The 16,033-nt window shown below is 69.7% G+C and carries 18 protein-coding genes and 1 pseudogene; 11 read left to right on the top strand and 8 right to left on the bottom strand.

Annotated elements, in window-relative coordinates:
• Nucleotides 1–1,442: FAD-binding oxidoreductase (locus tag AB0M20_RS05000; RefSeq protein WP_364293905.1), on the top strand; the 1,442-nt coding region annotated here is incomplete at its 5' end.
• A gap of 1 nt (nt 1,443) precedes the next feature.
• Here AB0M20_RS05000 and AB0M20_RS04995 read toward each other — a convergent pair.
• A complete protein-coding gene (locus AB0M20_RS04995) occupies nt 1,444–1,782 on the bottom strand; it encodes a CU044_2847 family protein (protein ID WP_364293902.1) in 339 nt (112 codons plus the stop codon).
• 9 nt (nt 1,783–1,791) lie between these two features.
• On the opposite strand from AB0M20_RS04995, the pseudogene AB0M20_RS04990 reads away from it, so the two are divergent.
• A pseudogene (locus AB0M20_RS04990) lies at nt 1,792–1,938 on the top strand (AAA family ATPase); the annotation flags it as partial.
• Nucleotides 1,939–2,025: 87 nt separating this feature from the next.
• Here the strand turns inward: AB0M20_RS04990 and AB0M20_RS04985 are convergent.
• A complete protein-coding gene (locus AB0M20_RS04985) occupies nt 2,026–2,319 on the bottom strand; it encodes a hypothetical protein (protein ID WP_364293899.1) in 294 nt (97 codons plus the stop codon).
• Between the two features lie 223 nt (nt 2,320–2,542).
• Here AB0M20_RS04985 and AB0M20_RS04980 point away from each other — a divergent pair, with 223 nt between their 5' ends.
• On the top strand, nt 2,543–3,436 hold the full coding sequence (locus AB0M20_RS04980) for a helix-turn-helix transcriptional regulator (protein ID WP_364293896.1): 894 nt from the start codon (nt 2,543–2,545) through the stop codon (nt 3,434–3,436).
• 24 nt (nt 3,437–3,460) lie between these two features.
• On the opposite strand, the gene AB0M20_RS04975 is transcribed toward AB0M20_RS04980, so the two are convergent.
• Nucleotides 3,461–3,697 carry a DUF397 domain-containing protein gene (locus tag AB0M20_RS04975; RefSeq protein WP_364293893.1) on the bottom strand — a complete coding sequence of 79 codons (237 nt, stop codon included), beginning with the start codon at nt 3,695–3,697 and terminating at the stop codon, nt 3,461–3,463.
• 420 nt (nt 3,698–4,117) lie between these two features.
• Between AB0M20_RS04975 and AB0M20_RS04970 the strand changes: the two genes are divergently transcribed.
• Both AB0M20_RS04970 and AB0M20_RS04965 read left to right on the top strand, forming a co-directional pair.
• Complete coding sequence (locus AB0M20_RS04970) at nt 4,118–4,273, top strand: hypothetical protein (RefSeq protein WP_364293890.1); 156 nt, start codon at nt 4,118–4,120, stop codon at nt 4,271–4,273.
• Between the two features lie 49 nt (nt 4,274–4,322).
• The gene (locus AB0M20_RS04965; RefSeq protein ID WP_364293887.1) at nt 4,323–4,601 is read left to right on the top strand and encodes a hypothetical protein; all 279 of its coding nucleotides are present in this window, start codon (nt 4,323–4,325) and stop codon (nt 4,599–4,601) included.
• Nucleotides 4,602–4,764: 163 nt separating this feature from the next.
• Here the strand turns inward: AB0M20_RS04965 and AB0M20_RS04960 are convergent, their stop codons facing one another.
• Entirely contained in the window at nt 4,765–6,369 is a 1,605-nt protein-coding gene (locus tag AB0M20_RS04960) for a GGDEF domain-containing protein (protein WP_364293884.1), read from the bottom strand.
• A gap of 70 nt (nt 6,370–6,439) precedes the next feature.
• Here AB0M20_RS04960 and AB0M20_RS04955 point away from each other — a divergent pair, with 70 nt between their 5' ends.
• Nucleotides 6,440–6,586: a hypothetical protein gene (locus tag AB0M20_RS04955; protein WP_364293881.1), complete on the top strand. Its 147-nt coding sequence runs from the start codon at nt 6,440–6,442 to the stop codon at nt 6,584–6,586.
• Nucleotides 6,587–6,701: 115 nt separating this feature from the next.
• On the opposite strand, the gene AB0M20_RS04950 is transcribed toward AB0M20_RS04955, so the two are convergent.
• The gene (locus AB0M20_RS04950; RefSeq protein WP_364293878.1) at nt 6,702–8,324 is read right to left on the bottom strand and encodes an MDR family MFS transporter; all 1,623 of its coding nucleotides are present in this window, start codon (nt 8,322–8,324) and stop codon (nt 6,702–6,704) included.
• A gap of 139 nt (nt 8,325–8,463) precedes the next feature.
• Here AB0M20_RS04950 and AB0M20_RS04945 point away from each other — a divergent pair, with 139 nt between their 5' ends.
• Nucleotides 8,464–9,051: a TetR family transcriptional regulator gene (locus AB0M20_RS04945; protein WP_364293876.1), complete on the top strand. Its 588-nt coding sequence runs from the start codon at nt 8,464–8,466 to the stop codon at nt 9,049–9,051.
• Nucleotides 9,052–9,058: 7 nt separating this feature from the next.
• On the opposite strand, the gene AB0M20_RS04940 is transcribed toward AB0M20_RS04945, so the two are convergent.
• A complete protein-coding gene (locus tag AB0M20_RS04940) occupies nt 9,059–9,616 on the bottom strand; it encodes a helix-turn-helix domain-containing protein (protein WP_364293873.1) in 558 nt (185 codons plus the stop codon).
• Nucleotides 9,617–9,676: 60 nt separating this feature from the next.
• Between AB0M20_RS04940 and AB0M20_RS04935 the strand changes: the two genes are divergently transcribed.
• A complete protein-coding gene (locus AB0M20_RS04935; RefSeq protein WP_364293870.1) occupies nt 9,677–10,429 on the top strand; it encodes a dienelactone hydrolase family protein in 753 nt (250 codons plus the stop codon).
• Between the two features lie 6 nt (nt 10,430–10,435).
• Here the strand turns inward: AB0M20_RS04935 and AB0M20_RS04930 are convergent, their stop codons facing one another.
• Nucleotides 10,436–10,786, bottom strand: coding sequence for a hypothetical protein (locus AB0M20_RS04930; RefSeq protein ID WP_364293867.1), 351 nt, complete (start codon nt 10,784–10,786; stop codon nt 10,436–10,438).
• Nucleotide 10,787: 1 nt separating this feature from the next.
• A complete protein-coding gene (locus AB0M20_RS04925) occupies nt 10,788–11,381 on the bottom strand; it encodes a UDP-N-acetylglucosamine 2-epimerase (protein WP_364293864.1) in 594 nt (197 codons plus the stop codon).
• A 215-nt stretch (nt 11,382–11,596) separates the two neighbouring features.
• On the opposite strand from AB0M20_RS04925, the gene AB0M20_RS04920 reads away from it, so the two are divergent.
• Genes AB0M20_RS04920 through AB0M20_RS04910 form a run of 3 tightly spaced genes read left to right on the top strand, consistent with a single transcriptional unit; the run spans nt 11,597 to nt 15,984 of the window.
• Entirely contained in the window at nt 11,597–12,271 is a 675-nt protein-coding gene (locus tag AB0M20_RS04920; protein ID WP_364293861.1) for a hypothetical protein, read from the top strand.
• A 9-nt stretch (nt 12,272–12,280) separates the two neighbouring features.
• Nucleotides 12,281–14,212: a flotillin family protein gene (locus AB0M20_RS04915; RefSeq protein WP_364293858.1), complete on the top strand. Its 1,932-nt coding sequence runs from the start codon at nt 12,281–12,283 to the stop codon at nt 14,210–14,212.
• On the top strand, nt 14,209–15,984 hold the full coding sequence (locus tag AB0M20_RS04910; RefSeq protein ID WP_364293855.1) for a DNA repair ATPase: 1,776 nt from the start codon (nt 14,209–14,211) through the stop codon (nt 15,982–15,984). Before AB0M20_RS04915 ends, AB0M20_RS04910 begins: the two co-directional genes overlap by 4 nt.
• Nucleotides 15,985–16,033 lie beyond the last annotated feature (49 nt).

The following is a 16,033-nucleotide window of genomic DNA, read 5'->3' as shown; positions in this document are numbered from 1 at the left end:
GCGACGACCCCGGCGAGTTGCAGCGGTTCGCCGCCGAGGTCATTCCCGGGCTGCGCGAGGCACTGAGCAAGGAGCGATCCGGCGCCGTCGGAACGGTGCGCAGCGCCAGGGCGCTGGCCGCGCGGCGCGACGACATCGACTACGACGGACTGCCGCCGAGCCTGGTGGGTGCGGCGATCGAGCCGGGTGATTTCGGGTACGCGCGGGTGCGCTCGACCTACATGCGCGGCGGCTCGCCCGGGCTCGTGCTCCAGCCCCACGACGAGGCTCAGGTGGTCGAGGCGCTGGCCTTCGCTCGCGACCAGGATGTGCCGCTGGCCGTGCGCAGCGGTGGCCACGGCATCAGCGGCCGGTCCACCAACGACGGTGGCATCGTCATCGACCTGCAGAAGCTCAACCGCATCACGGTCCTCGACGAGCAGGAGAGACTGGTCCGCGTCGAGGCGGGCGCTCGGTGGAAGGACGTGGCCGCCGCGCTCGCCCCGCACGGCTGGGCGCTGAGCAGCGGCGACTACGGCGGCGTCGGGGTCGGCGGCCTCGCCACCGCGGGCGGCATCGGCTGGCTGGTCCGCGAGAGCGGCCTGACCCTTGATCACATGCGGGCGGCCCGCCTGGTGCTGGCCGACGGCTCGGTGGTCACGGTCTCGGCGGCCGAGAACCAGGACCTGTTCTGGGCGGTCCGCGGGGCCGGCGCCAACTTCGGCATTGCGCTGTCCTTCGACTTCGTGGCCGACGAGGTCGGCGACGTGGGCTTCGGGCAGTTCGTCCTGGACGCCTCGGACGCCGCGGGTTTCCTGCAGCGCTGGGGTGCCGCGATGGAGTCGTCTCCCCGCGACGTGACCACCAACCTCATCATGGGGCCGCCCCGCCGCGGGCAGATGGTCGCCCAGATCTACGGCGTCGTGAACTCGAGCGAACCGGATGTCATCATCGACCGTTTCCAGCATGTGGTCGGTGTGGCGCCGCTGCTCGACCAGTCTGTGCAATTGGTGCCATACGCGGGGGTGATGAACGTCCCGGATGCCGCGCACGACGGTCAGGGCGACCCGGTCGCCCGGTCGGCGCTGGTCGAGCACATCACGCCGGAGTTCGCCGCCGACGCCGAGCGGCTGATCCGATCCGGCGCGGTCTACTTCTTCCAGATCCGCTCGGTGGGCGGCGCGGTCGCCGACGTGGCGCCGGAGGCCACCGCTTACGCCAACCGGTCCGCGAACTTCTCGGTGGTCGCCTTCGGCGGGTCGAAGGCCAGGCTGGACGACGCGTGGGAGGAGATGGCCGCCCACTCCGCGGGTCTGTACCTGAGCTTCGAGACCGATCAGCGCCCCGAACGCATCGGTGAGGCCTGGCCGCCGGCGACGCTGGCCCGGCTGCGTGAGCTGAAGCGCAGGTACGACCCCGCCAACGTGTTCCGCGACAACTTCAACATCACCCCCGACGAATAGTTCACTCCGAGGCGGTCGGTGCCATCCGGCTGTCGCTCCATCGGAGGGTGACCTTGAAGTTCGCCTCACCGCTGGACTTGGCGATCACGAAACCCGTCTCCGCGGTCAGCTTCAGGCCCAGCTCGACGTCGATCGCATCCGGCGGTGTCGCGGCCGCACGCGCACGTCGCACCGCGTCCTGGCCGAGCCGCACGATCTGGGCGACCGCCTGGTCGAAACGCTCGGTGGCCCGGCCGACCACGTCACCGGCGCCGGCCCGGACCAGACCATCGTTGCTGATCTCGACCTTGATCACGTCGGTCTCGGACTCGTCGGTCGGCAGTTCCACAAAGGCGGGCACGGCTGCTCCATAGTCATCAGGGTGGGCGATCTGGTCGTGATCCGGGGCAACTCCGGATCCGGCAAGAGCACCGTAGCCCGTGCCCTGCGCGCCCGGTGGGGCCGCGGCGCGGCGCTGGTCGACCAGGACACGCTGCGGCGCCAGGTCCTGCGGGAGGAGGCGTGCGCCGGCACGCGATCAGGCCACAGGCCGATCAGTTCACCGTGGAGATGCGGGGCTGGCGGGGAAGCGTCACCGCGCCGGTCAGGCGGCGAACCGCGAAGGAATGCGTCGCACCAGCGAATTGCGGTTGTCGAGCGCCGGGTCCTCGTCGGCGCGCTTCGTCACGCAGTCGGCGGTGAAGGTGTCGACCCCGGTGCCCAGCGCCGCCCCCGGGCGGTAGGTGACGGTGACGGCACGCGAGGAGGCGGCCTCGATCACTCCGGGACGCCAGCAAGCGCTGCGATAGACCCAGACCGGGTCGGCTTTGCGGTAGGTGTCTGCGGGTGCCACGTCCGCCGGATCGCGCTCCGGCGGTGCGATGGTCGGAGTGGACATGGGGGGAAGCCTCCAAAGATGCGGCCTGCACGCTGTGTTAGCGAGTACGTCCGTACCTGTCAGCTATCATGCTCGCCATCAAGACCATTCGCAAGGCCGGATGCACGTGCATATGACGCTTGCAGCTTCAAGGCTCAATGCATCACACGGTTTCCAGCCGCACGATCACACCCGTAGGATGGGCCCCGGACTGCGTGCCGGCAGCCCTCGACGACGAGGACCGATGGGGAGTCAGGTGAACGCGGAGGAGGGGCCGGGCAGCGGGCCGACCGTTCTGCGCATCCTCCTGGGTGCCCAGCTCCGGAAGCTTCGCGAGGGCAAGGCCATCACCCGTGAGGATGCCGGGTGGGAGATCAGGGCGTCCGGCTCGAAGATCAGCCGCATGGAGCTGGGGCGCGTCAGCTTCAAGGAGCGCGACGTCGCCGATCTGCTTTCGCTGTACGGCGTCGTGGACGCCAACGAGCGCGAGGCGCTGCTGAGCCTGGCGCGGCAGGCGAACAACCCCGGCTGGTGGCAGCACTTCGGCGACATCCTGCCCGGCTGGTTCCAGTCGTATCTGGGGCTCGAGGCGGCGGCGACGCTCATTCGTACCTATGAAATCCAGTTCGTGCCGGGTCTGCTGCAAACGCCTGAATACGCGCGGGCCGTCATCATGCTGGGCCACGCGGGGGCCAATGGCGACGAGATCGACCGCCGGGTCGAGCTGCGTCGACAGCGTCAGAGCGTGCTCAACCGGTCTAACCCTCCGCAACTGTGGGCAGTCATCGACGAGGCTGTGCTCCGCCGGCCGATCGGTGGTGTCGACGTGATGAAGGCGCAGATCGAGGCGCTCATCGAGGCGTCGAAGCTGCCCAACGTGCGGCTGCAGGTCATCCCGTTCCACGCCGGCGGTCACGCCGCGGCGGGCGGACCCTTCGCGATCCTGCGCTTCCCGGAGCCCGAGCTGCCCGACGTCGTCTATGTCGAGCAGCTCACCAGTGCGATCTATCTGGATAAGCGTGAAGACGTCGACCACTACGCGATCGCGATGGAACGCGTGTGCATCGACGCCGACCCGCCGAACCACACGCCGGAGATCCTGGAGAAGCTCCTGCATGAGGTCGGCCGGCCGGCATAACGCCTGTCCGCCCCGTTATGACGATCAGGGCAGCAGGTTGTCGAAGTCGCCGTCCCGGACGCCGAGGATGAAGGCCTCGATCTCGGCGGGGGTGTAAATCAGCGCCGGGCCCTGAGGGTCCCGGGAGTTCCGCACGGCGACCTCGCCGCCCGGCAGCGCAGCGCACTCGACGCAGTTGCCGCTGGGGTTGCTTCGGCCACTCTTCTGCCAGGTGACTCCCTGCAACTGGCTGGCCGACATGCCGTTGACCATGCGCGACATTTCTTACTCCCTACGTTGCCAAACCGGTCGGTATCGACCGGGGTCGAACTAACCCTCCGGCCCGATCAGGCGACAGGCTGTGCAGATGCACGTGCATTTGGCCTTGCGCTCTCACGGGATTGTGAGCATGATAACGCACGTACAGCAGGAAAAAAGGTCACCGAGCGTGACATCTTTAAGTGACCATACGGTCGCAGAACGGCCTCAAGCGCGGCTCCTTGGCGGGGACGCCCGAGCGGGAGGTAACAGAGCATGTCGGTTCCGAACATCGGCCCCGAGCTTCCCGACCGGTCGGAGCGGCATGCGCAAGACCACGCGCGGAGAGGTAATCCGTCCCTCGTGTATCGCGACGACCTGCCGGCAGGCGACGTGGCGGCCGCCGCCTCGCGTGCCTCTGCGGTTACGCAGCGTTTCGGCGGCGTGCGTTACGCACTGAGCAGGCCGGGCCTCCCGAGCCTCCCGGAGCCCGGCGACTCGGGTCCACCGTTCGACTTCCGGCTGGGCTGGCCGTGGCAGGCGCGGCTGGACCTGCCGACCGAGACGTCGGAGGGCGGTGAGTCCGATCCGCACGACTGACGCTGCGCGATGCTGCCACCGGAGCCGTCCGCGTTCGTGGGTGACAGGCGTGCCTGCCATCCGTGACGGTCGCCTCCAGGCCGGCCTGCCGCATCGGCCGCTGCACGAGTTCGCCGAGCAGGACTACTGCTACGGCGTCGGCCCGCTGACGATGCGGGTCCAGCGCATCGTCTGGGACCGGCCGGTGCCCTTCGAGGGCGACATCTGGCTCCAGGTCGACGGCACGGTGGTCGACGCCGCCGGCCGCGAGGGCCCGCGCCGGCAGGTGCTGGTCCGAGCAGGCCGCCTGCCGATGCGCCCGCCGCGCAAACGGCCGCGCCGCTCCTGAAGCCCCGGTCGGGCGGTCGGGTTCCCCCGTGCCAGGCCGCTCGACCGGCTCCACATCAAAACCATTCCCCGGGTACGCGCACACAAGAGCCCCGCCATCTCGGCGACCAGGGCGGTGGGCAGGCCCGTGCCGCCCGTTCCGGGCTGAGCTGCCCCTGGCGGAACTAGGCCGCCGTCGCGCTGTCGCGATACGACCGGTTCCGCCCATCCCTCGGCGTGCCGAAGACCACCCGGTCGCGGCCGCCGTGCTTCGCCGCATAGAGGTTGCGGTCCGCAGTGGACAGCAGGCTCGCCTGGGTGGCGGAGGACGCCTCGGCCAGGCCGGCCACGCCGATGCTGACCGTGACCGGGAGGCGGCCCGCGATCTCGTCCCAGCCGTGCGCGCCGACGGTCACCCGCATCTCGTCGAGGTGACGCGCGGCCGTCGGCACCGGGGTGCCGGGCAGCACCATCAGGAACTCCTCGCCGCCCATCCGGGCCACGAAGCCGTCCGGCCGGATCGCGGCCAGTTCGGTCTCCAGCAGCTTGGCGACCTGCACCAGGACCTGGTCGCCGACGTCGTGCGAGAGGTGGTCGTTGATGCGCTTGAAGTGGTCGAGGTCGACGATCGCGACCGTGAGCAGCGGGTCGGTCTCGATCAGGGCGGGCAGCTGCTCGTCGACGTACCGGCGGTTGCGCAGGCCGGTGAGCGGATCGCGCCGGGCCTGCTCGCGGAACCGCTCGGCCTCCTGGCGGGCCTCGGTGGTCTCGTACATCGCCTGGCGGGTGCGGGCCTGCGCCTCGAGCTCGGAGGACCCGAGCGCCTCGTGCGCCTCGAAGAAGATCTTGTGCATCGCGTACGCCTCGGCGAACTCCCCGCGCATCGCGTGCAGCTCGGCCTGCTCCTGGTGCACGCGCACGAGCACGTCCGCGAGGTCCCGCTCGACACAATGCCGGCGCGACTCGTCGAGGCTGGCCTGCGCGCGGTCGGTCGCGCCGAGCCCGCGCTGGGCCCGGGCGAGGGTCAGCAGATACACCGCCATGGAGTCGGCATCCTCGAACCGGCCGTCGCCGAACTGCCCGATGCACTCCAGCAGCGTCTGCTCGGCCTCGGCGTACTCCCCGATCTCGATCTGGATCGACCCGATCGTGTCGAGCACCGCCGGGTGCAGCTCGAAGCCGTGCTTCACGGCCAGCCCCCGCAGCCGCTCGGTGACCGCTTGCGCGCGCTGCACGTCGCCGTAGTCGAACTCGGTGTACGCGTAGTTGTTGAGCATCCAGAGCAGCACGAGTGGCTGGTCGAGACGCTCGCACAGCTCCTCGGTCTGCGCGTAGCGCCGGCGCGCGTCCTCCATCGAGCCGGTCACGCCGAGCGCGTCGGCGAGCTTGGCGCGGTGCCAGATCTGCATGAACGGGGTCGACGTCTCGTCCAGCAGTTCGACGGCGGCCAGCGAGTGCTCCAGGCACTGGGCGGCGTCGCCGAGCAGCCGGTGGATGTTGGCCCACACCGCGTGCGAGCGGGACAGCAGCTGGGTGGCGTGGTGATCGAGCGCCCAGCGATGCACCGCGGCGATCCGCCGGGCGGCGCCGGCCAGGTCACCGGTCCGCATCATCATGTTGAGGTGGCACAGGCGGGCGCGGTGCACGAGCAGTTCGTCGCCCAGCTCGGCGGCCTGCTCCTCCAGCCGGGCGGTGGTCTCGAGGGCGTCGAGGGCGTCCCACAGCAGGGCGTCCTCGATCGCCAGCAGGGCAGCCGAGAGCTGCGCCGCGTCCAGTGCGTGCTGTGTCATCTCGCCACCCCCTCACTCACCGGAAACCATCGACACCGGCGGGCCCGGGGTGAGGAAAACCGGCCGGGCTATGCCGGCCATGTTGGAGCGGGAGCGCAGCTCGAGGGCGCCGTTGTCCTTCGTCCAGCGGGTGCACGTCCCAGATCCGGCGGGCGGCCTCGGCGACGTCGCCGGTGCGCTGTTCCATCTCGTACCCCCCTCCGCTCACCGCGACTGATCGGCGCCGCCGGGACCCGGGTTGAGACATCGCGCTGTGTATACGAACAATAGCGCTCCGTAAACACGACAAGGGGCGCCCCGAACCGGCGCCCCCTGTATTTGTGTGGCGGTTGTTACTCGACCCGCGCGTGGGCGGGCACATGCGCCGCGTGGGCGTCGTTGACCGGTCCGTTGGCCGCCGCCGTGGCTGCGGCCGGAGTCGTCTCCAGGTCGACCGTGGTGCGCAGCGAGATCGGCTTCAGGAAGACCACCGCGATGACGCCGACCACCGCGATCGCCGCGGAGATCAGGAAGATGTGCCCGGTGGCGTCGCCGTACGCGGCCCGGACGATGTGCTGCACCGCGGCCGGAAGCTCGGCCAGGTTGAGGCTGCTGGTCCCACTGCTGCCGCCCGACGAGCCGGCCGGGAGCCGGCTCGTGATGTCGTCGGTCACCCGGTGCGCGAGCACCGCACCCAGCACCGAGACGCCGATCGTGCCGCCCAGCGAGCGGAAGAACGCCACCGACGAGCTGGCCGCGCCGATGTCCTTGAGCGCCACCGTGTTCTGCACGGCGAGCACCAGGTTCTGCATGGTCATGCCGACACCGATGCCGACCAGGGCCATCCCGATGCCCACGTACCACAGTGGTGTCTCATGGTCGAGGCGCGACAGCGCCGCGAACCCGCCGACCAGCACGATCGTGCCGGCGATCAGATAGGGCTTGACCCGCCCGCTGCTGCTGATCATCCGGCCCGAGATCGTGGAGGACAGCAGCACGCCGGCCATCAGCGGGATGGTGAGCAGGCCGGCCTCGGTGGGCGAGTAACCGCGGCCGATCTGGAAGTACTGACCCAGGAAGACCGAGCCGCCGAACATGGCCATGCCGACCGCGAGGCTACCGAGGATGGCGAGGGCGGTGGTGCGCTGGCGCACGATGGGCAGCGGGACCACCGGCTCGGCGACCCGCGACTCGACGAGGACGGCGAGGGTGAGCAGCACCACGCCTGCGCCGACCATGAGATAGGTCTGCCAGGAGAGCCAGGCGAAGGAGCTGTCGACGAACGAGATCCAGACCAGGATGACGCTGACCCCGGCCGCGATCAGCGAGGCGCCGACGTAGTCGATCTTCACGTTGCCGCGCCGGATGAGCGGCAGGTGCAGCGTCTTCTGCAGGACCACGAGCGCGAGCACCGCGATCGGCGCGCCGATCCAGAAGCACCAGCGCCAGCCCAGCCAGGAGGTGTCGACGATCACGCCGCCGAGCAGCGGGCCACCGACGGTGGCCAGGGCCATCACGCCGCCGAGGTAGCCGTTGTAACGGCCGCGCTCCCGCGGCGGGATCATCGCGGCGATGGCCACCTGCACGAGCGCCTGCAGACCGCCCATGCCCAGGCCCTGGAAGGCGCGGGCGGCGATCAGCTGGCCGGCGGACTGCGAGAAGCCGGCCACCAGCGAGCCGGCCACGTAGATCACGATGGCGGACTGGACCAGGAGCTTCTTGCTGAACAGGTCGGCCAGCTTGCCCGAGACCGGGGTGGAGGCGGTGGCGGTCAGCAGGGTCGCGGTGACCACCCAGGTGTACTGGGTCTGGCTGCCGTTGAGGGATCCGATGATCCGGGGCAGCGCGGTCGAGACGATGGTGGCGCTGGACATCGCGACGAAGAGCGCGAGCAGCAGGCCGCTGAGGGCCTCCAGGATCTCGCGGTGGTTCATCGCCCCCGGTTCGGCGGGGACGGTCAGGGTCGGGGCGCTCATCGCGCGGCCTCCAGGATCGGGTTGTCGGAACGGTTGATCAAGTTCCGATGTGTGCCACATACAACGATCGCCAAACGTTGCCCAGTGCGCAATATTTCCCTGTGGGAACTGGATCACTTTCCTGGCTAGGCTTTCCGCCATGACAGTCGGGCTGCGCGAACGCAAGAAGGCCGCCACCCGGCTCGCCCTGCACGAGGCCGCGGTGCGGCTGGCCATCGAGCAGGGCGCCGAGCGGGTGACGGTCGAGGCGATCGCGGACGCGGCAGGGGTGTCCCGCCGGACGTTCTCGAACTACTTCGCCAACAAGGAGCAGGCCCTGCTCTACGGCGACTTCGAGCGGATGGGCCGGCTCATCACGGCGGTCCGCGAGCGGCCGGCCGAGGAGCCGGCCTGGGCGGCGCTCAGCGCCGCCGCGGCGGATTTCTACCGCGACCTGGGCGATCTCGATCCGCAGGCGGTGCTGCGCTGGCGCCTGCTGCGCAAGAGCGCCGCGTTGAACGCGCAGCACGTCAACACCTTCGCCGGCCTGGAGCGCGAGCTCAGCGCGGAGATCGCGGCGCGAACCCCGGGCGCTGACCCCATGGGGGTACGCGCGCGGCTCACCGCCGCGGCGTTCCTGACGGCGCTGCGCGTGGCGCTGGACGTCTGGCTGGATCAGCAGTCCGGGGTCCGCCTGGCCGACGTGGTGAGCCGATCCCTGACCGAGGCCGGGCGCGGCTTCGCCTGACGAGCGGTCAGCGCGGTGACAGTCCCTCGAGCACCAGAGTGAGCTGGCGCCGCCATGACGTGGCGTCGTGGGAGCGTTCGAGGACGCCGGCGTTGGCCATCAGGATGCGCCAGAGGTCGCCCAGGTCGAAGTCGGCCCGCAGGGCGCCCGCCGCCTGCGCCCGCTCGATCACCTCGCGGGCGCGGCGCTGCGAGGTCGTGCGCAACTGGGTCAGCCGCTCGTCGCCGTCGAAGTTGACGGTCACCAGCAGCTCGCCGAGGCCCCTGTTCTCGGCCTGCATCTCGCACAGCCCGGTCAGGTAGCCGACGAAGCCCTGCCAGGGATCGGGATGCGCCAGCGCGCGGTCGCCGAGCTCCACGTGTGTCGCTTTCCGATCCGCGAAGACGGCCGCGATGAGATCCTGCCGGGTGGGGAACCGGCGGTACAACGTCGCGTTGCCGACGCCGGCGCGGCGGGCGATCTCGTCCAGGGACGCCTCCAGCCCCTGCTCGCTGAAGACCTGGCGGGCGGCGGCGAGGAGCGCGACACGGTTGCGCTCCGCGTCAGCGCGCAATCGGACGGCCATGAGGACAGCGTACCGACGTTGATGGGGACGCATCCCCGGTTGCACAGTAAGTTGAGGCGCATGGTGGAGATCTCGGTGGACATCACGACCGGCGACGGGGTCGCGGACGGGTTCCTGGTGCGGCCGGACGGCGACGGGCCGTTCCCCGGCGTGCTGATCTTCATGGACGCGTTCGGGCTGCGGCCGCGGCTGCGCGAGATGGCCGGGCGGATCGCCGAGCGCGGGTACGCCGTGCTGGTGCCGAACACGCTCTACCGCGGCGGGCGCTCGCCGCTGGTCGACCTCGACGGCCTGGCCGACCCGGACCGCCGCGGCGAGATCTTCGGCCAGGTGATGCCGCTGGTCCACGCGCTGGACACCCTTCGGATCACCCGGGACGCGCAGTCGTACCTGGACTTCCTCGCCGGGCAGGAGGGCGTCGCCGCGGGTCCGGTGGTGATCGTCGGCTACTGCATGGGCGGGATGAACGCGCTCAGGGTGATCGAGGCGTACCCCGACCGGGTCCGGGGCATCGCCAGCTACCACGCCGGCCGCACCGTCACCGACCAGCCGGACAGCCCGCACCTGCACGTCGGCTCGATCACCGGCGAGCTGTATCTGGCGCACGCCGACCACGACCACTCGATGTCCGCCGACCAGATCAAGACGCTCGAGGCGGCCCTGGACGAGGCCGGCGTCCGATACACCTCCGAGCTGTACGAGGACGCGCCGCACGGCTTCACGATGTCGGACACCGCGGCGTACCGCGAAGAGGCCGAGAAGCGGCACTGGGCGACGCTGTTCGCCTTCCTCGACCGGGTGCACCCCGCCTGAGCGGCGTCAGTTCAGGTACAGCCCGGGGAAGTAACGGTCGATCGCCACCACGTCGTACACCTGCCGGATCTGCGTGATCCGGCCGCCCGACACGGTGACGAACTCGGCCACCCGGGCCGTGCCGAACGGCGCCACCAGGTCGTAGATCAGCAGGCCGCCGTCGTCGCGGCGAGCCCGGGACACGACGGTGACCGAGTCGGCGAAGGCCGCGATCCGGTGCAGCGTCTGCACCAGCTCCTCGTCGTCGACCGGGGCGTCCAGGTTCCACTCGACCTCGACGCCCGGGTCCAGCACCCGCCGTACGCCGTCCCGGTCGTCGCTGGTCCACGACTCCGTGTAGAAGTCGATCACATCCACGTCAGCCACCGAACCGAGCCGCCGCGTTCGCGATCACGACCGGCATCGGGGCCGGGCGCGGCGTCAACCCGGCGAGCGCGGCCACGGCCTGGGCCGCGCGCCGCGGTGCCAGGGTGTCGTTCCCGGTGATCAGCAGGTCGCCGGCCGGGATTCCCTCGTCGAGCAGGTTCATCGCGTCGACCGGCCGGGCCACCAGGTGCAGGGCCGCGACCTGCCCGACCAGCCGGCCGTGCGTCTCGCCCGGGAAGTCGATGCCGGCGCCGTCCTCGCGGACCCCGGCGCCCAGGTGTGCCACCGGCAGCCCGCACCAGGCCGCCGCCATCGCCGCGGCCATCCCGGCGGGGTCGTCCGCAGCGACCAGCACCACGGCCGGCGTCCGGAGGGCCCACAGGCCGGCGAGCGCCGGGATCAGGCCCGCGAGCGGTTCGGCCTCGATGGTCAGGTCCGGCCGCAGATCCAGATCCGGGTACGCGGACGCGGTCGCGATCAGCACCGGCGCCACCAGACTCGCCTGGCGCATGGCGTCGGCCACCACCCCCAACTCCGCGGCGGCTTCGGCGGCACCGAACACAAGATGTACTTCGGGCTGCGGCATGCGGACCAGTCCTTCATCGGAAATCTGCGACTGCCGAACGGTAGATCGCTACGAAGAGTGATGCAAGGCTGGTTGCCGAATCTGACTCAACGGCCCAGCTCAACTGCATCCTGGCGGACGATCGACACGGGCCATGAAGAGGCAGATCCGTGACTTTGGGTAGTTCATGAGCCGTCTAGGTGACGAAGCGTGGTCGAATGCGGGGCAGCGGGTCATTGACCGTTGCTGACATCATCGAGGCCACCTCCGGGGCGGGCGGCTCCGAGGGTCATCACTGCAGGCTGGGGCGGGGGCGGCGCATGGGCGGGTTCGTGGACGCGGCGCTCAGTTTTCCCACCGTCGTATTCACCCCGCTACTCATCGTGGTGATCGGTTACTGGATCGTCGTGATCGCCGGCGGAGCCGACCCGGACACCGAGGCCGACGGCGGCGACGCCGGCGCCGGCCCGCTCGCCTTCCTCGGCCTCACCGGCGTACCCGTCTCGGTGATCTTCTCCCTGCTCGTCGTGGTCGGCTGGTTCGGCAGCCTGGCCGGGGCCGAGCTGCTCACCATGCTGCCGCTGTGGCTGGTGCTGATCGCGAGCATCGTCGCCGCCTGGCTGATCACCCGGCTGGCGCTGATCGGGCTGAGCCGCATGTGGCCGCACGGCCCGGCCGCCTCTCGCGCCGATTTCATCGGACTCACCTGCGTGATCCGCACCGGCACCGTGACCCGCACGTTCGGCCAGGCCGAGGTGCACGCGCCGGACGGCTCGTCGGCGATCGTCCAGGTGCGCCAGACCGGCGCCGACAACCTGCGCGCCGGCATGACCGCCGTGCTCTACGACGTGGACCCCGAGGGCGAGTTCTTCTGGGTCGTGCCCACCGATGTCGCTCTAGGCGAAAAGTAAGGAACCTGCATGGACGTCATCTCCACCGGCTTCGGGATTCTGGTCGCCGTCGTCGTTCTCATCGCTCTCGGTGTCGTCTTCTTCCTCAGCCGCATGTTCCGCAAGGTCGAGCAGGGCAAGGCGCTGATCGTGTCGAAGGTGCGCCGTGTCGACGTGACCTTCACCGGAGCGGTCGTGCTCCCGGTGCTGCACAAGGCCGAGACGATGGACATCTCGGTGAAGACCATCGAGATCACCCGCACCGGCCGCGAGGGCCTGATCTGCAAGGACAACATCCGGGCGGACATCCGGATCACCTTCTTCGTGCGGGTCAACAAGACCACCGAGGACGTCATCAAGGTGGCGCAGGCGATCGGCACTGAGCGGGCCAGCAGCGAGACCACGCTGCAGGAGCTGTTCAACGCGAAGTTCTCCGAGGCGCTCAAGACGGTCGGCAAGCAGCTCGACTTCGTCGACCTCTACACGCGGCGCAACGACTTCCGCGACCAGATCATCGAGGTGATCGGGACCGACCTCAACGGCTACAGCCTGGAGGACGCGGCGATCGACTTCCTCGAGCAGACGCCGCTGCACTCGCTGGACCCGAAGAACATCCTCGACGCGCAGGGCATTCGCAAGATCACCGAGCTGACCGCGATCGAGGCGGTGAAGACCAACGACTACCGGCGCAACGAGGAGAAGGAGATCACCCGGCAGGACGTCGACGCCAAGGAGACGATCCTCGAGCTGCAGCGCCGGCAGGCCGATGCGGAGATCAAGCAGCACCGCGAGATCGAGACCATGCGGGCCCGCGAGAGCGCCGAGATCGAGCTGGTGCAGGCACAGGAACGGCTCAAGGCGCACGCCGCCGCGCTGCGCACCGACGAGCAGCTCGGCATCCAGCGGGAGAACCAGGCTCGCGAGATCGCGGTGGCGGAGAAGAACAAGGAACGCGTGATCGCGATCGAGACCGAGCGCATCGAGAAGGACCGGATGCTCGAGGTCGTCTCCCGCCAGCGCGAGGTGGAGCTGTCCACGCTCGCCAAGGACAAAGACCTAGAAGTCGAGAAGCGGTCCATGGCCGAGGTCGTGCGCGAGCGGATCGCCGTGGAGAAGACGGTCGCCGAGCAGGAGGAGAACATCAAGCGCCTCCGGGTCGTCGAGGAGGCCGAGCGCACCCGGCAGTCGGTCATCATCGCGGCCGAGGCGGAGGCCCAGGAGGGCCTGGTCAAGGACATCAAGGCGGCCGAGGCCGCGGAGCAGGCGGCCGCGTTCAAGGCCCGCGAGGCGATCGTGCTGGCCGAGGCCCGGCAGCAAGCCGCCGAGCTGGACGCCCGGTCCAAGATCCGGCTGGCCGAGGGCACCCAGGCCGAGGAGGCCGCCAAGGGCCTGGCCGAGGTGCAGGTCAACGAGCGCAACGCCGAGGCCATCGAGAAGGTCGGCCGCGCCGAGGCCGCCGTCGCGCGGGAGAAGGCACTGGCCGCCGCGGACGGCATGCGCGAGAAGCTCAAGGGCGAGGCCGAGGGCCTGACCGACAAGGCCGCGGCGATGGCCGCGCTGGACGAGGCGTCCCGCGGGCACGAGGAGTTCCGGCTGCGGCTGGAGATGGAGAAGGAGATCCGGCTGGCCGGCATCAGTGTCCACAAGGACATCGCCGAGTCGCAGGCCATGGTGATCGCGGCCGGGCTGGAGAAGGCCGACATCGACATCGTCGGCGGCGACAGCGTCTTCTTCGACAAGCTGCTCGGCTCGATCACGATGGGCAAGAGCATCGACGGCCTGGTGAGCAACTCGACGGTGGTGCAGGGGCTGGCCACGCCGTACGTGAACGGCGACGAGTCGCTGCCGGCCGATCTGGCCAAGGTGCTCGGCTCGGTGAGCACGGCCGATCTCAGCAACACCACGCTTGCGGCGTATCTGGCCAAGCAGTTGAAGGCCGAGGCGGAGACCAACCACAAGTGACTGAAACAACGCTGGACGCGGGAACCTATGAGGTTCTCCGGGCCCGGCTCGGCGAGCAGTGCGCCGAGCTGGGCCGTCGGGCCGATGCACTCAATGCCCGGCGGGTCACCACCTTCGGCGGTGCCGAGCTGCGACTGCTCGGCACCGAGCGGGTGCGTACCGAGAACAACTGTGTGCCACGGGACATCGCGCAGGTCGGCGGCGCGATGCTGTTCGGCTACAACGTGTTCATCGGGCTGCGCTCCGAGACCACTGTGGACGACGTGTTCGCCGTGCACGGTCTCACCCGCGACGGGGACTCTTTCCGGTTCGAGCCCGCCGTCAGCATACCCGGGTTGCTCACCGACACCGGCTTCCAGCGTGACTTCGCCGAGTTGTACCGCTACTACCAGCAGGCCAAGCTCATGCAGCTGCGGCGGCTGGAAGGCCTGCTGCTGGCCGTCTTCCAGACCGGGCCGCGGGCCGACGACCTGCGCGTGCTGCGATGGCGGGTGGATCCCTCCGGCTCGGTCTCCTATCTGGACAATCGCGGTGAGCGCGACCACGTCTTCCCGCCCGCGCACGACTTCGAGTGGACCGAGACGACCCGCGAGCAACACGTGCAGGGCAAGCATCCGCATGTGTCCATCGAGGACGCGGTCTTCGTCGAGACCGTCGGCGGCACCCTCACCGTCAAGGTCGAGAACAACACGTCCGACGGCGAGGGCGTCTACTCCGAGCCGGTCGACGAGCCGCTGCAGAGCCTGGCCGACGCCGACATCCGGTACGCCCGCATCGGCCCGCTAATTCTGCTCCGGATCCGTCCGTACAAAGAGGACGCCTGGCGCTACCTGGTCTACAACACGCGCACCCGTGGCGTGGTCCGGCTGGACGGCATCGGACAGGCCTGCCAGCGACTGCCCGAGGACCACGGGATCATCTTCCCGGGTGGCTACTACCTCGCGACCGGCGTCCACAAGAAGTTCGACGCGGACGTCTCCGATCTGGAGTTCGAGCGCACCATCCGATCGGTCAACGGCGAGGACGTGCTCTACGTCTTCCACGCCCGGACCGCCGGCTCCTATCTGCTGCTGCCCTACAACATGATCCGCAAAGAGGTCGCCACGCCGATCGCGTGCCACGGCTACTCGATCTTCGACGACGGCACTCTGGTCGCCTTCCGCGAGATGTCGGAGGAGCCGGCCCGCGTGCACCCGATGCAGGTGTGGCGCACGCCGTTCGTGTCGGACACGTACGCGGCCGCTCAACCCGTGGGCACCGGTCCCCTGGAGCGCATCGGCAACGCCGAGCTGGTCCGCGGCATCTCCGAGTGCCTGTCGGTCGCCCGCATGGCGCAGGAGATGGCGCCCTCCGGGCCGGTATTCGAGGCGATGGTCGCGGCCTGTGCCCGGATCTTCGATCACTACCACTGGCTCGGCGAGCCAGAGCTGGGCGACCTCCGCACCCCGCTGGCCGAGGTGCGGGCCACCGCCGCCCAGGTGCTCGACGAGTTCGAGACCGTCCAGGAGCTGACCGCCCAGGCCGCCTCCGCCGTCGCCACCGAGGCGGCCGAGGTCGAGGCGCTCATCCGCCGGGTCCGCGGCGAGACGCCGACCGGCACCGACGGCTGGGTCGCCCAACTCGCCGAGCTGCGCCGCCACCAGGGTCGGCTGGCCGGGCTGCGCGAGGTGCGCTACGTCGACCTGGCCCGGCTCGACGCGCTGACCGCCGACGTGTCGGCGGCCGTGGACGACACCGCCCGCCGAGACAATATTGATTTTATGCTCATTTGAGCGTTTTATCCGTTCTGTTAATCTAGTGATATATAACTTGTCTTCATTA

Origin of the sequence: Actinoplanes sp. NPDC051633, assembly GCF_040681735.1 — a bacterium.
Lineage (GTDB): Bacteria > Actinomycetota > Actinomycetes > Mycobacteriales > Micromonosporaceae > Actinoplanes.
The sequence above is the reverse complement of the archived record's forward strand: the minus strand, read 5'-3'. Positions and strand labels throughout refer to the sequence as shown.